The sequence below is a fragment of the Novosphingobium sp. APW14 genome (assembly GCF_032337075.1).
Taxonomy (GTDB): Bacteria; Pseudomonadota; Alphaproteobacteria; order Sphingomonadales; family Sphingomonadaceae; genus Novosphingobium.
Genome location: NZ_JAVYAB010000003.1, coordinates 151697 through 165533 on the forward strand (window position 1 = coordinate 151697; position 13837 = coordinate 165533).

The following is a 13837-nucleotide window of genomic DNA, read 5'->3' on the forward strand; positions in this document are numbered from 1 at the left end:
AAGGACGATGGCAGGCAAGGTCTTCGTATCCGGCGGCAGCGGCTACATCGCCGGGTTCCTGATCCGCCAACTGATTGTCGAGGGCTGGACGGTCCACACCTCGATCCGCGATCTGGCCAGGGAAAGCGCAGTGCGCGCGAGCCTGACGGTGGACGACAGCAGACTGAAGTTCTTCGCCGCCGACCTGATGAGCGACGCCGGTTGGGCCGAGGCGATGTCCGGGTGCAGCCATGTGGCCCATGTTGCTTCGCCGCTCCCCAGCAATGCGCCCAAGAGCGATGATGAACTGATCGTCCCGGCGCGCGACGGGGCCTTGCGGGCGCTCAAGGCGGCCAAGGCGGCCGGGGTCAAACGGTTCGTCATGACCAGTTCGATGGCGGCGATTGCCTATGGCCACGGTCGGGGAAAAAGCGTGTTCACCGAAGCCGATTGGACCGATCCCACCAGTCCGGACGCCTATGCCTATGTCAGGTCCAAGACTATCGCCGAACGCGCCGCGCGCGATTGGGTGGCGGCCGAAGGCGGCGACATGGAATTCGTGACGGTGAACCCTGCGCTGGTGCTGGGGCCGCTGCAATCGGGAGATTTTTCAACCTCGCTCGAAGCGATCAAGAAGCTTTTGGAAGGCTCGATGCCGGGGCTGCCCAATTTCGGCTTTGGCATCGTCGATGTTCGCGACGTGGCGGATATGCACGTGCGCTGCCTGACCATGCCAGGCATGGCCGGGGAACGGTTCATCTGTTCTGGCCCGTTCCTGATGATGGCGGATGTTGCAGCGATACTGCGCCAGGGCCTGGGGCAAGAAGGGCGGAAGATCCCCAAGCGCAAGTTGCCAGACTGGGTCATGCGGCTGGTCGGCCGGTTCGATCCGGTGGTGCGGCAGGTGCTGGGCGAGCTTGGCAATGTCCGCGATACCGACATCAGCCATGCCCGCACCAAGCTTGGCTGGAACCCGCGCCCGCCCGAGGAAAGCATCCTCGATACGGCACGCGACATGATCCGGCTGGGGATCGTGAAGGTTTAGCCCACCCGGTAAGGCACAACCCCGCGCTGGTCGGGATTGACGCTGATTGTCCGGTCGCTTGGCGGGAAGGCGCGCTGGTCGCAATCAGGGCGCGGGCAGATGCGGCAGGAAATGCCGATCCGCGCCGCGGCGCTGGTTGGACGCAGGTCAAGGCCATCGGCATAGATGAACTCGCTGGCGTGCTCCGCCTCGCAGCCCAGCGCCACGGCATAGCGGCGCGGGGCGCGATCATAGGACCCAGATGGCTTCACCAGCCCCTTGGCCATCGAGACATAGCGCACCCCATCGGGCGTTTCGGCCAGCTGGACCAGGATCCGGTCCGGGATCGCCACGGCCTCATGCACGATCCATAGCGGGCAGGCCCCGCCGAACCGGGCGAATTGTAGCCGGGTGGCGGAATGGCGCTTGGTGATGTTGCCGGCCATGTCGACCCGGCAGAAAAAGAACGGCACTCCGCGCGCATCCTCGCGCTGTAGGGTGGAGAGGCGGTGGCAGGCCTGTTCGAAGCTCACGCCGAATTGCTGGGCCAGCCGGTCGATATCGTGGCGCACGGCACGGGCGGCGGCGCGGAACCGCCGATAGGGCATCAGCAGGGCCCCCGCGGCATAGTTGCACAGGCCAACGAACAGCAATTGCCGGCTGGCAGCGCCGCGCAGCGCGGCGCTTTCCACCACGGCGGCGATTTCATCCTTCAGCGCCAGCGCGGCCAGCTGGTGCGCCAGCTGGAAGCGGCGGGTTTCGGTCGGCTGGCCGGGGTCGATCGTCAGGTGGCCCATCTCCGCATCGTAGGAGCGCAGGCCAGCCTGCCCGGAATAGATCAACGAGACTGACAGCGCGCCTTTCAGGTAGCCCTCAATCGCGGCTGTATCGGGGGAGGGGGTGCCGAGCCGTTCGGCCAGATCTTCCGCCGCCCGGTCCAGGCTGTCGACATAGTTGTTGGCAAGGTGGAACCAGTCGCGCACTTCCTCCCACGGCAGGCGGGCCACGCCGGTCCCTTCGCTGGCCAGCGCCTCGTCCACCATCTGCAGCCGCTGCCCAGACCGGCGATAGGCTTCGTGCAGGGCAATGAAGCGTTCGGCCAGTGCGGGCTGCTGCTCGGCAAAGCGGGCGAGCTGGGCGGCATCCATCGGTTCGGCAAACAGGGGATCGGCATTTGCTTCGCGCAGGGCGGCCAGGCGCGTCTCGGCATCGCCGGCGCCAATTTCGCGCCAATCGAGCGGAAAGGCGCGGCTTAGGCGTTCGACCAGCGTGGGGGTTAGCGGCCGGTCGTCGTTCTCCAGTTGCGAGAGATAGGAGGTGCTGATCGCCAGCCGCGCAGCCAGCTCCGCTTGCTTGAGGCGATGCTCTGCCCGGATTGCCCGCAGGCGGCTTCCGGCGAAAAGGCGGCGCGGCGTCATGCCTCTGTCGTAGTTTGCAAACTCTTACTTCGCAACTTCGCAAATTCACATTGGACATTGCTGCACTGCGGTTCCATCCCAGCGGCTTGCAGAAGTCCAAGGGGGCACAATGTCCGCAAATATTGCCGAAATGGAACGTCGCCGCGAAGCTGCCCGGGCGGGCGGTGGGCAAAAGCGTATCGATGCGCAGCACGCCAAGGGCAAGCTGACCGCGCGTGAGCGGCTGACCGTGCTGCTCGATGAAGGCTCATTCGAAGAGCTGGACATGTATGTCGAGCATAACTGTGTGGACTTCGGCATGCCCGAACAGACCATTCCCGGCGATGGCGTGGTCACTGGCTCCGGCACGATCAACGGTCGCCTGGTCTATGTCTATGCCCAGGATTTCACCGTATTCGGCGGGGCCGTGTCCGAGCGCCATGCGATGAAGATCTGCAAGGTGATGGACATGGCGATGAAGGTCGGCGCGCCGGTCATCGGCCTAAACGATTCCGGCGGTGCCCGGATCCAGGAAGGCGTGGCGAGCCTTGGCGGCTATACCGAAATCTTCCAGCGCAACGTGCTGGCCAGCGGCGTGGTGCCGCAGCTGTCGCTGATCATGGGCCCCTGCGCGGGCGGGGCAGTCTATTCGCCGGCGATGACCGACTTCATCTTCATGGTGAAGGACAGTTCCTACATGTTCGTCACCGGTCCTGATGTGGTCAAGACCGTGACCAATGAGATCGTGACGCAAGAAGAACTGGGCGGTGCGGTAACGCACAGCACCAAGACCTCGGTCGCCGATCTGGCGCTGGAAAATGATATCGAGGCGCTGCTGACCGCGCGCGACCTGATCGATTACCTGCCGGCCAACAACCGTGTCGGCGTACCCGAACGGCCGACCACAGATCCCTATGACCGGATCGAGGAGAGCCTCGATACCCTGATACCGGCCAACGCCAACCAGCCCTATGACATGCACGAAGTGGTGCGCAAGGTGCTGGACGAGGGCGATTTCTTCGAAATTCAGCCGGGCCATGCTGCCAATATCATCGTCGGCTTTGGCCGGGTTGAGGGGCGCACCGTGGGCGTGGTTGCCAACCAGCCGATGGTCCTCGCCGGCGTGCTCGATATCAATGCCAGCAAGAAGGCTGCGCGCTTCGTGCGGTTCTGCGATGCGTTTGAGATCCCGATCCTGACCTTTGTTGACGTGCCCGGGTTCCTGCCCGGTACGGCCCAGGAATACGGCGGGATCATCAAGCACGGCGCGAAGCTGCTGTTCGCCTATGCTGAGGCAACCGTGCCGAAGATCACCGTCATCACCCGCAAGGCCTATGGCGGCGCCTATTGCGTGATGAGCTCAAAGCACCTGCGCGGCGATCTCAACTATTCGTGGCCAACCGGCGAAATCGCCGTGATGGGTGCCAAGGGGGCGGTGGAGATCATCTTCCGTCAGGACATTGGCGATCCCGACAAGATTGCCGAGCGCACCAAGGAATACGAAGATGCCTTCGCCAACCCCTTCGTGGCGGCGAGCAAGGGCTTCATCGACGAGGTGATCCACCCGCGGAATACACGGCGGCGGATCGCTCTGGGGCTGCGCAAGCTGCGGAACAAGCAGCTCGAGAACCCTTGGAAGAAGCACGATAATATTCCGCTGTGAGGATCAGCTCATGAAACTAGGCCGTCTTAACCACATCGGCGTGGCAACACCGTCCATCGCGGACTCGATCGTCTTTTACCGCGATGTCATGGGCGCGACGAAGATTCACGAGCCGTTCGATCTGGAATCGCAGGGCGTGAAGGTTTGCTTCGTCGATACGCCGGGTGCGGATGGCGAACTGAACGGCACGCAGATCGAGCTGATCGAGCCGCTGCCGGGCAATACCTCGATCGCCGGGTTCCTCGAGAAGAACCCCGCCGGCGGGCAGCACCACGTCTGCTACGAAGTGCCCGACATCCACGCCGCCAAGGCCGAGTTCGAGGCCATGGGCAAGCGGGTGCTGGGCGAACCGCGGATTGGCGCCCACGGGACACTGATCTTCTTCGTCCACCCCAAGGACATGGGCGGGGTGCTGACCGAAATCATGGAAACACCAAGCGAGGACACGCACTGGTCAAATTAAGGCCGGGCCCTTGCTGGGCAACGAGACAAGAGAGGGAGTTTGGAAAGTGGCAGATTACGAAACGATCCTGACAGAACGCGTGGGCAATGTGCTGAAGATCACGCTCAACCGGCCGGAGCGGCTCAATGCTGCCTCGATCCAGCTGGCGGAAGAGCTGGGCGCGGCCTTGTATGACCTCGGCGATGCGCGGGCGGTGGTCATCACCGGGGCGGGCAAGGGCTTCTGCTCGGGCGCGGACCTTGCGGCGCGCGGCGATCGCAGCCCGTTGGAGCAGAAGGGCGGCAGCCACCGCGCGCTGCAGAATTTCTATAACCCGGTCGTCACGCAGATCCTGCGCGCACCGGTGCCGGTGGTGACCGCGGTCAACGGCGCGGCGGCGGGTGTGGGCTGCTCGATCGCGTTGGCTGGCGATTTCGTGCTGGCCGGGCAGAGCGCCTATTTCTTGCAGGCCTTCGTCAACATCGGGCTGGTGCCGGATGGCGGCTCGACCTGGTTGCTGGCCCGCGCCATCGGCCGCGCCCGCGCCACCCGCATGATGATGCTGGGCGAGAAGATCGGAGCCAGCCAGGCCGAGGACTGGGGCCTGATCCACAAGGCGGTCGACGATGCGGCGCTGATGGACGAGGCGATGGCGCTCGCCACGCGTCTCGCTGACGGTCCGACGCTGGCCTATGCGACGATGAAGAACAACATCCAGACCGCGCTCGATGGCACCCTGCCGCAGGTCCTGCTGGCCGAGGCCGAAGGCCAGCGCGTGGCCGGGGCCAGCCAGGACGCGATTGAGGGCGGCATGGCCTTCCTCCAGAAGCGCAAGGCCGAGTTCAAGGGCAAGTAATCGCCTTCCCCGCGGTGGGGTAGGAAGAGGGAAGATAATGGCGAAGATTGAAGACTGGCAAGCCGCTGCGGCCAAGGAAGTGAAGGGCAAGGACCTGACGTGGAACACCCCAGAGGGGTTCGCGATCAAGCCGCTTTACACGGCAGAGGACGCCGGTGATCCGGGCCTGCCCGGTTTTGCCCCGTTCACCCGCGGCGTGCGCGCATCGATGTATGCGGGCCGCCCGTGGACGATCCGCCAGTATGCCGGTTTCTCGACCGCCGAGGAATCGAACGCCTTCTACCGCCGCAACCTGGCGGCCGGGCAAAAGGGCCTGTCGGTCGCTTTCGATCTTGCCACCCACCGCGGCTATGACTCGGATCACCCCCGCGTGGTTGGCGATGTCGGCAAGGCCGGGGTGGCGATCGATACGGTTGAGGACATGAAGATCCTGTTTGACGGGATCCCGCTCGATCAGATGTCGGTCTCCATGACCATGAACGGCGCGGTGATCCCGGTGCTGGCCTTCTTCATCGTTGCCGGGGAAGAGCAGGGGGTCGCCCGCAATCTGCTCGACGGGACCATCCAGAACGACATCCTCAAGGAGTTCATGGTCCGCAACACCTATATCTACCCGCCAGAACCGAGCATGCGGATCGTCTCGGACATCATCGCCTATACCTCGGCGGAAATGCCCAAGTTCAACTCGATCTCGATCTCGGGCTATCACATGCACGAGGCCGGAGCGACGGCGGTGCAGGAACTGGCCTTCACGATCGCCGACGGCAAGGAATACGTCCAGCGGGCCATGGCTGCCGGGCTGGATATCGACAAGTTCGCCGGGCGCCTGAGCTTCTTCTTCGGCATCGGCATGAACTTCTTCATGGAAGTGGCCAAGCTGCGCGCCGCGCGCACGCTGTGGCACCGGGTGATGGACGGGCTTGGCGCCAAGGACGAACGCAGCAAGATGCTGCGCACGCACTGCCAGACTTCGGGCGTCTCGCTGCAAGAGCAGGACCCCTATAACAACGTCATCCGCACCACGATCGAGGCGATGGCAGCAGTGCTGGGCGGCACGCAGAGCCTCCACACCAACGCGCTGGACGAGGCAATTGCCCTGCCGACCGATTTCTCGGCTCGTATTGCCCGCAACACCCAGATCGTGCTGGCCGAGGAAAGCGGGATCACCAAGGTGGTCGATCCGCTGGGCGGCTCGTATTATATCGAAGCGCTCACCAGCACGCTGGTGGACGAAGCCTGGAAGCTGATCGAGGAAGTGGGCGCGCTGGGCGGCATGACCAAGGCGGTCGCTTCCGGCATGCCCAAGCAGCGGATCGAACAGGCCGCCGCCGCCAAGCAGGCGCGGATCGACCGGGGCGAGGATGTGATCGTCGGCGTCAACAAGTACAAGTTGGCGCAGGAAGATCAGCTCGACACGCTGGAAGTGGACAATCACGCCGTGCGCGAAGCCCAGATCGCCCGGATCAAGGCGGTCAAGGCCGCGCGTGACGAGGCCAAGTGCCAGGCCGCGCTGGCCGCGCTGGCAGCCGGGGCCAAAGATGGGGGCAACCTGCTGGCGCTTGCCGTCGAAGCTGCGCGTCACCGTGCCACGCTGGGCGAAATCAGTGATGCGATGGAAAGCGTGTTCGGCCGCTATGGCACCCAGCCGGTGCCGGTGACCGGGGTCTATGGCCCCGCCTATGCCGAGGACGCGCGCTACAACCAGGTGCTGGAAGGTGTCGAGGCCGTCACCCGCCGTCTGGGCCGCAAGCCGCGCCTGCTGGTCGCCAAGATGGGCCAGGACGGCCACGATCGCGGCGCCAACGTGATTGCCAGTGCCTTCACCGACATGGGCTTTGACGTGACCTCTGGCCCGCTGTTCCAGACGCCCGAGGAAACCGTTGCCCTGGCTCTGGAAAAGGATGTCGATGCGGTGGGCGCCAGTTCGCTCGCGGCCGGGCACAAGACGCTGATCCCGCAATTGATCGGTCTGCTCAAGGAAGCCGGTCGGCCTGATATCAAGGTGATCGCCGGGGGCGTGATCCCGCCGCAGGACTATGACTTCCTGCGCGAAGCAGGGGTTCAGGGCATTTACGGCCCGGGCTCAAACGTCGTCGAATGCGCTGCCGATATGCTCCGCCTGCTTGGCCACAATATGCCGCCTCTTGAGGCCTGAGGAACGATACGATGTTCAAGAAAATCCTGATCGCCAATCGCGGCGAAATCGCTTGCCGGGTCATCAAGACCGCCCGCCGCATGGGTATCCAGACTGTAGCAGTCTATTCCGATGCCGATGCCCGCGCGCCATTTGTGCAGATGGCGGATGAGGCGGTGCACATCGGCCCGTCGCCCGCGGCGCAAAGCTACCTGATTGCCGAAAAGATCATCGCAGCCTGCAAGGCGACTGGGGCTGAGGCGGTTCATCCGGGCTATGGCTTCCTATCTGAGCGCACCAGCTTTGCCGAGCAGCTCAAGGCCGAGGGCATTGCCTTTATCGGCCCGCCGGTCGGCGCGATTGCGGCGATGGGGGACAAGATTGAGTCCAAGAAGCTCGCCAAGGAGGCGGGGGTCAATGTCGTCCCCGGTTTCGTCGGTGAGATCGAGGATACCGAGCACGCGGTGCGCATCTCGAACGAGATCGGCTATCCGGTGATGATGAAAGCCAGCGCCGGCGGCGGCGGCAAGGGCATGCGCCTGGCCTATGACGAAAAGGACGTGCGCGAGGGCTTCGAAGCCGTGAAGCGCGAAGGCCTGAACTCGTTCGGCGATGACCGCGTGTTCATCGAGAAATTCATCCTCAACCCGCGCCACATTGAAATCCAGATCCTGGGCGACCAGCACGGCAACATCCTCTACCTGAACGAGCGCGAATGCTCGATCCAGCGCCGCCACCAGAAGGTGGTGGAGGAAGCGCCGTCGCCCTTCGTCACGCCCAAAATGCGCAAGGCGATGGGTGAGCAGTGCGTCGCCCTGGCTCGCGCGGTGGGCTATTACAGCGCGGGTACGGTCGAGCTGATCGTTTCAGGCGCGGACCCGAGCGGGGAGAGCTTCTACTTCCTCGAAATGAACACCCGCCTACAGGTGGAGCACCCGGTCACCGAATGCATCACCGGGATTGACCTGGTTGAGCAGATGATCCGCGTCGCCGCCGGCGAGAAGCTGGCCATGACGCAGGATGACATCAAGATCGATGGCTGGGCGATTGAAAACCGCGTCTATGCCGAGGATCCCTATCGCGGGTTCCTGCCTTCCACGGGCCGCCTGGTGCGTTACCAGCCCCCGGTGCCGGGCTGGGAGGACGATGGCGAAGCCAATGGTCGCCGCGGCCTGGGCGGGGTGCGTGTGGATGACGGCGTCTACGAGGGCGGCGAAGTCTCGATGTTCTATGACCCGATGATCGCCAAGTTGATCACCTGGGGCGAGACCCGCGACGAGGCGGCGGATCTGCAGATCGCCGCGCTCGACCGGTTCCAGATCGATGGGCTGGGCCACAATGTCGATTTCGTCTCCGCGATCATGCAGCATCCGCGCTTCCGCTCGGGTGAGTTGACCACCGGCTTTATTGCCGAGGAATACCCTGATGGCTTCACCGGCGCGGCGACAGATAGTGAGACACTGAAGCACCTCGCCGCGATTGCTGGGTTTATTGCCACAGCTCGCGCCGATCGCGCCCGGCAGATTGATCAGCAGCTCGATGGCGAGTTGGAGCCGCCCTACGATTGGTCGGTGGTGATCGGCGGGCAGACCTTTGCCGTCAGCCTGGACGAAGAGATCACTGTCGATGGTGAAGAGATCGACCTGGCGCTGGAGTACACGCCGGGTGAACGTCTGGTCGAGGCCGAAGTGGGTGACATCAGCTATGGCGTGAAGGTCGAATCCAGCCGAACCGGCCTAAGCATGACCACCCGCGGCGCGATCCACAAGGTGCAGATCCTTCCCGCCAGCGTGGCTCACCTGACCCAGCACATGATCGAAAAGGTCCCGCCGGATCTGTCCAAGTTCCTGATCTGCCCGATGCCCGGCCTGCTTGTTGCTCTTCATGTCAACGAAGGTGACAAGGTCGAGGCCGGGCAACCGCTGGCCGTAGTCGAAGCGATGAAGATGGAGAACATCCTCCGCGCCGAGAAGGCAGCGACCGTGAAGAAGGTCAACGCCAAGGCCGGAGACAGCCTGGCGGTTGATGCGATTATCCTCGAACTGGAATAGGACCGCCATGATCCGGTTTTCGATCGCATGGGCCACCGGCGCCCTGTTGGGCATGACGGCCCCGACGGCACTTTCGGCCGAGGACATGGTTGGCGGCGCCTATACCGTCTCGGTCAGCCCCGATGTGGTTTACGGCAAGGGCATGGTCGGTGCGACCAGCACCAAGCCGTATTATCGAGACCTGAAGCTGGACATTTATCGCCCCATCGCGAACGGCAAGCCGGTCGCTGGCCGCCCGGCTGTGGTGCTGGCCTTTGGCGGTGCGTTTCTGCGCGGGTCAAAGGGGACGATGCGGTTTGAAGAGGATGGCGCATCGGACTCCTCGATGGGTGATTGGTGCCAGACTCTGGCGGCGGCGGGCTATGTCTGCCTGTCGATCGAATACCGGCTGATGCCAGAGGATCCGGCGCTGCCGGCCGGGCTTGATCCGGCGGTCCTGATGCCCAAGGCGATGCTCAAGGATCCGGTTGCGACGGCGCGGATCGACGTCATCCGTGGCCGGATGGGCCTACCGCTGCTTGACGATAGCAGCCGTGAGCAGCTGTGGAACACGGTCTTTGCTGCTGCCCAGGATCTGGGCATGGCCGTTGGCTATGCGCGCAGCCATGCCGCTGAACTGGGGATTGATCCAGAGCGGATTGCGGTTGGCGGATTCTCGGCCGGCGGTGCCAGCGCGGTCAATGCGGCCTATGGCTTTGGCGTGCCGGTGAAGGCGGTGGTCTCGTTCTCGGGCGGCATGGGTGGTTTCAACATCGCCAAGGCCGCCAAGGCGGGCATGGCCCCGGCACTGCTGATCACGGGGCAAAACGATCTGGAAGGCGTCCAGCTGGGCAATCGCGGGGTGCAGGCCGGTCTTGGTGCCGCCGGGATCAAGACCGAGAGCGCGTGGATGCCGGGCTTCGGGCACTTTTACCCGATGGGCGCGCCCAGCCTGGGCAGTGACATGACCAAGCTGACGCTCAAGGCCCGCGTGCTGCGGTTCCTGGAACGCAACCTCGGCAAGCCGAACTAGTCGACCAGCGCCACGGCCCTGATCCAGCCGGCGCTGGCGCCTTCGATCTTCACCGGGAAGCAGCTGAGGGTGAAGCCGTGCGCGGGCAGGGCGGCCAGGTTGGTCAGCTTTTCGATCTGCCAATAGGGGCGGATGCGGCCGGCCTTGTGGCCTTCCCAGATGATCGCCGGATCACGCTTTTCCGCCCAGCGGCGCGCGGTGTGGCTGAAGGGCGCATCCCATGACCAGGCATCGGTGCCAACCACCTCTACCCCGCGCTCGGTCAGCCACAGGGTGGCTTCGGCGCCCAGGCCAACGCCCTGATCGGTGAAGTTCTCGGTGCCATAGACCGCGCCCGACTGGACCAGCACGATATCGAGCGGCTGGAGATCATGCCCGATCCGCGCCAGCTCTGCCTCCACCTGTGCAGCGCTGACCACGGTGCCGTGGGGCAGGTGGCTGAAGTCCAGCTTCACCCCGGGGCGGAAGAACCGGTCGAGCGGGGCTTCATCGATACTTGGCGCCCGGCGGGCCCCGCTGTCCGTGGTCGAGTGGTAATGCCACGGCGCATCCATGTGGGTGCCGTTATGGGTGGAGAGCGTCAGCGTCTCCACCGCCCAGCCTTCGCCATCGGGCAGGTCGTCCTTTGCAAGCCCCGGGAAGAACAGGGCGATCTGTTCCCAGCTGCTCTCGTGCGTAGTGTAGTGGATCTGCGGCCGCATCACCGGCGGGTCAGAGACCACATCGTTGGTGATCGGGATCGAAAGGTCGATGAACTTGGTCATGGACGAAGGATTGACCCGGTTTCCGTTTACGTCAATGGAAAGCACCATGTCTTTGCCCCAAGCCCTTGCCGCCGCGCGGCCGACCGACGGTGGCTTTGCCGCTACCATCCCGGAAGACTGGATGCAGGGGCGCACCAGCTATGGCGGGTTCTCCGCGGCGCTCGCCCTCGTCGCAGCGCAGCGCATCGCGCCCGATCTGCCGCCACTGCGGTCCGCCACGGTCAACTTCGTCGGCCCGCTGGCCGGCGCGGTTGAGGTGCGGGCCAAGGTGCTGCGCCGGGGCCGCAACGCCAGCTGGATCAGCGCCGAGGTGGCGAATGAGAGCGGCGTCGGCCTGACCGCCACCTTTGTCTTCATGGGCCCGGTCGAGGCGAGCAGCCTGCACCTGCACGACGTGCCAATGCCCGGCCACGCAATCCCGCTGGACCAGGCCGTGCCGCTGCCCGAGCGGGCCGGCCCCAGCTTTGCCCCCAACTTCGAGCGCCGCTTCGCCCAGCCGCGGACCGAAGCCAAAGTGCCCGAGATCCTGTGGTGGGAACGGCTGAGGGACACCGAGGGCCTCGATCCGATGGTCGCCCTGATCCTCTTGGCCGATGCGCTCCCGCCCGGGGTCATGCCGCTGACCGGTTCGGTGCCGATCAGTTCAATGACCTGGCTGGTCAACCTGCTCACCCCGCTGCCGCAGACCGACGACGGCTGGTTCCTGCTGCAGGCGCTTGGCAACTATGCCGAGAAGGGCTGCTCCAGCCAGAACATGGCGATCTGGAACACCCGGGGCGAGGCGGTCGCCGTGGGGATGCAGTCGATCGCCGTGTTCGGCTAGGCTCAGGCCTCTGCCAGCCGCTTGCCCATCACCAGCCTGAATGCGGCAAAGCCCACCAGACCCGCCGCCGCCGTGCCGACGTGCATCAGCCAGAACGTGGGGGTATCCATGGTTGAATACCAGCCGCCGATGATTCCCACCGTCTTGTTGGCAGCGAAGAAGGTCAGGTAATAGATCCCCACCACCGTCGCGACGATGGAGCGCGGGGCCACCTTGGTGAACAGCGCCAGGCTGACCGGCATGATATGCGAAAAGCCAATGGCGTTGAGCAGGTGGAACATCACCGGCCAGAACAGGCCGATCTTGGCATCACCCTGCGTCAGCGCGGCGAGGTAAAGACACAGGCCGCCCGCCATCACGAAGACCGAACCCAGGATCATCTTGCCGATTTCATCGGGTTCCCAGCCGCCACGATCGCTGCGCCATTTCCAGAACAGCGCGACCGCCGCCAGCATCGAGAAGCTGAGCGCCGCATCGATGGTGATCATGTAGCTGGTGGGCAGCGTGGTGCCAAAGAAGGTCAGCTGGAAATGCGCGTCGGCCCAGACGAGATAGGCGTTGAAGATCTGCTGGTTGGTCAGCATGGCCAGCGCCAGGATCGGGATCAGCAGCAGCAGGGCAAACACGCGAGGGCGATCCGCCGCGCTCACTGCCGTCAGCAGGCCCAGCGCCACGGCCAGGCCGACTTCGCCCGACAGGCCAATCGCGGCCAGGTCTGGCACCACCCGGCCGAGTGCGAACAGCAGGGCCAGCGCCGCGGCGGTGAAGCCCAGCAGCCGCTTGCTGTCGAGCCCATCGGCCGATGCCTTTGCCTCTGCCGCCCGGTCTTCCCTGGGCAGCCAGGGCCCGGCCTTGATGTAAAGCAGCAGCCCCGCCACCATCACCACCCCGGCCGTGCCAAAGCCGTAATGCCAGCCAACCTTCTCACCCAGCGTGCCCGAAATGAGCGGCGCGACGATCACACTGACGTTGATCGCGATGTAAAAGATCTGGAACGCCATGGCCCGGCGCAGGTCATTGGGGCCGTAAAGTTCACCCACCTGGCTGGCGATATTGCCCTTGAACAGCCCGACGCCGACCACCAGTGCGAGCAGGGCGAACAGGAACAGCCCCTCAAACGCCATCAGGAAGTGGCCCAGCGCCATGACGACAGCCCCGGCCAGCAGCGTTGCCCGCCGCCCCAGCCAGCGGTCGGCAATCAGGCCGCCGGCGATCGGGGTCAGGTAGACCAGGCTGGTGTAATCGCCAAAGATCGCCGAGGCGAGCGGCTGGCCCTCCTTGCCGCCATAGGCCGCGCCTTGCAGCCACTGAAGGCCCAGAACGCCGCCGATATGTTCGGGCAGCAGCAGGTACTTGACCATGTAGAGCACCAACAGCGTCTGCATGGAATAGTATGAGAAACGCTCACACCCTTCGACAAAGGCCAGGTAACCCAGCCCCTTGGGATGGCCCAGAAAGGCCCGGTCGTTCTTGTCCAGCTTGGGCGCAGGCGCATCAAGCTCTGGCGTGGTTTCGGCAACGGTCATGTCATCCCCCCGGATGGTTTGATGGGCGAGGGGCTAGCCGCCTGTGCCAGTGCTGGCAAGCGCGCGCGGTGCGGCACCAGCGTGACGAAGAAGTGGACACAGTGGACACTGCGTCCACTTTTCCCAACACGGCGAGATCGGCAGGAATGCTGAGGTTTCGGCTTGA

General features: G+C 64.4%; 11 protein-coding genes. 8 read left to right on the forward strand and 3 right to left on the reverse strand.

Going from position 1 to position 13837, the window contains the following annotated elements; genetic code table 11:
* The first annotated feature begins 7 nt into the window (after positions 1 to 7).
* On the forward strand, positions 8 to 1024 hold the full coding sequence (locus tag RQP55_RS05255) for an NAD-dependent epimerase/dehydratase family protein (RefSeq protein ID WP_315609137.1): 1017 nt from the start codon (positions 8 to 10) through the stop codon (positions 1022 to 1024).
* Here the strand turns inward: RQP55_RS05255 and RQP55_RS05260 are convergent.
* The gene (locus tag RQP55_RS05260; RefSeq protein WP_315609138.1) at positions 1021 to 2421 is read right to left on the reverse strand and encodes a short-chain fatty acyl-CoA regulator family protein; all 1401 of its coding nucleotides are present in this window, start codon (positions 2419 to 2421) and stop codon (positions 1021 to 1023) included. The genes RQP55_RS05255 and RQP55_RS05260 overlap by 4 nt on opposite strands.
* A 109-nt stretch (positions 2422 to 2530) precedes the next feature.
* Here RQP55_RS05260 and RQP55_RS05265 point away from each other — a divergent pair, with 109 nt between their 5' ends.
* From RQP55_RS05265 to RQP55_RS05290, 6 genes are read left to right on the forward strand one after another with little or no spacing between them, the layout of a single operon-like run.
* Positions 2531 to 4063 (forward strand): acyl-CoA carboxylase subunit beta, encoded by a 1533-nt coding sequence (locus RQP55_RS05265; protein WP_315609139.1) that lies wholly within the window; start codon positions 2531 to 2533, stop codon positions 4061 to 4063.
* 10 nt (positions 4064 to 4073) lie between these two features.
* Entirely contained in the window at positions 4074 to 4526 is a 453-nt protein-coding gene (gene mce, locus RQP55_RS05270; protein WP_298183236.1) for a methylmalonyl-CoA epimerase, read from the forward strand.
* Positions 4527 to 4572: 46 nt separating this feature from the next.
* Positions 4573 to 5361, forward strand: a complete 789-nt coding sequence (locus RQP55_RS05275) for an enoyl-CoA hydratase-related protein (RefSeq protein WP_315609140.1) — start codon at positions 4573 to 4575, stop codon at positions 5359 to 5361.
* A 37-nt stretch (positions 5362 to 5398) separates the two neighbouring features.
* Positions 5399 to 7516, forward strand: coding sequence for a methylmalonyl-CoA mutase (gene scpA, locus RQP55_RS05280; protein WP_315609141.1), 2118 nt, complete (start codon positions 5399 to 5401; stop codon positions 7514 to 7516).
* A gap of 11 nt (positions 7517 to 7527) precedes the next feature.
* A complete protein-coding gene (locus RQP55_RS05285) occupies positions 7528 to 9546 on the forward strand; it encodes an acetyl/propionyl/methylcrotonyl-CoA carboxylase subunit alpha (protein ID WP_315609142.1) in 2019 nt (672 codons plus the stop codon).
* 7 nt (positions 9547 to 9553) lie between these two features.
* Entirely contained in the window at positions 9554 to 10558 is a 1005-nt protein-coding gene (locus RQP55_RS05290) for an alpha/beta hydrolase (protein WP_315609143.1), read from the forward strand.
* Here RQP55_RS05290 and RQP55_RS05295 read toward each other — a convergent pair.
* Positions 10555 to 11322 carry a cyclase family protein gene (locus RQP55_RS05295; RefSeq protein WP_315609144.1) on the reverse strand — a complete coding sequence of 256 codons (768 nt, stop codon included), beginning with the start codon at positions 11320 to 11322 and terminating at the stop codon, positions 10555 to 10557. The genes RQP55_RS05290 and RQP55_RS05295 overlap by 4 nt on opposite strands.
* 46 nt (positions 11323 to 11368) lie before the next feature.
* On the opposite strand from RQP55_RS05295, the gene RQP55_RS05300 reads away from it, so the two are divergent.
* Entirely contained in the window at positions 11369 to 12145 is a 777-nt protein-coding gene (locus RQP55_RS05300; RefSeq protein WP_315609145.1) for a thioesterase family protein, read from the forward strand.
* Positions 12146 to 12147: 2 nt separating this feature from the next.
* Here RQP55_RS05300 and RQP55_RS05305 read toward each other — a convergent pair whose 3' ends face one another.
* On the reverse strand, positions 12148 to 13671 hold the full coding sequence (locus RQP55_RS05305; protein ID WP_315609146.1) for an oligopeptide:H+ symporter: 1524 nt from the start codon (positions 13669 to 13671) through the stop codon (positions 12148 to 12150).
* Positions 13672 to 13837 lie beyond the last annotated feature (166 nt).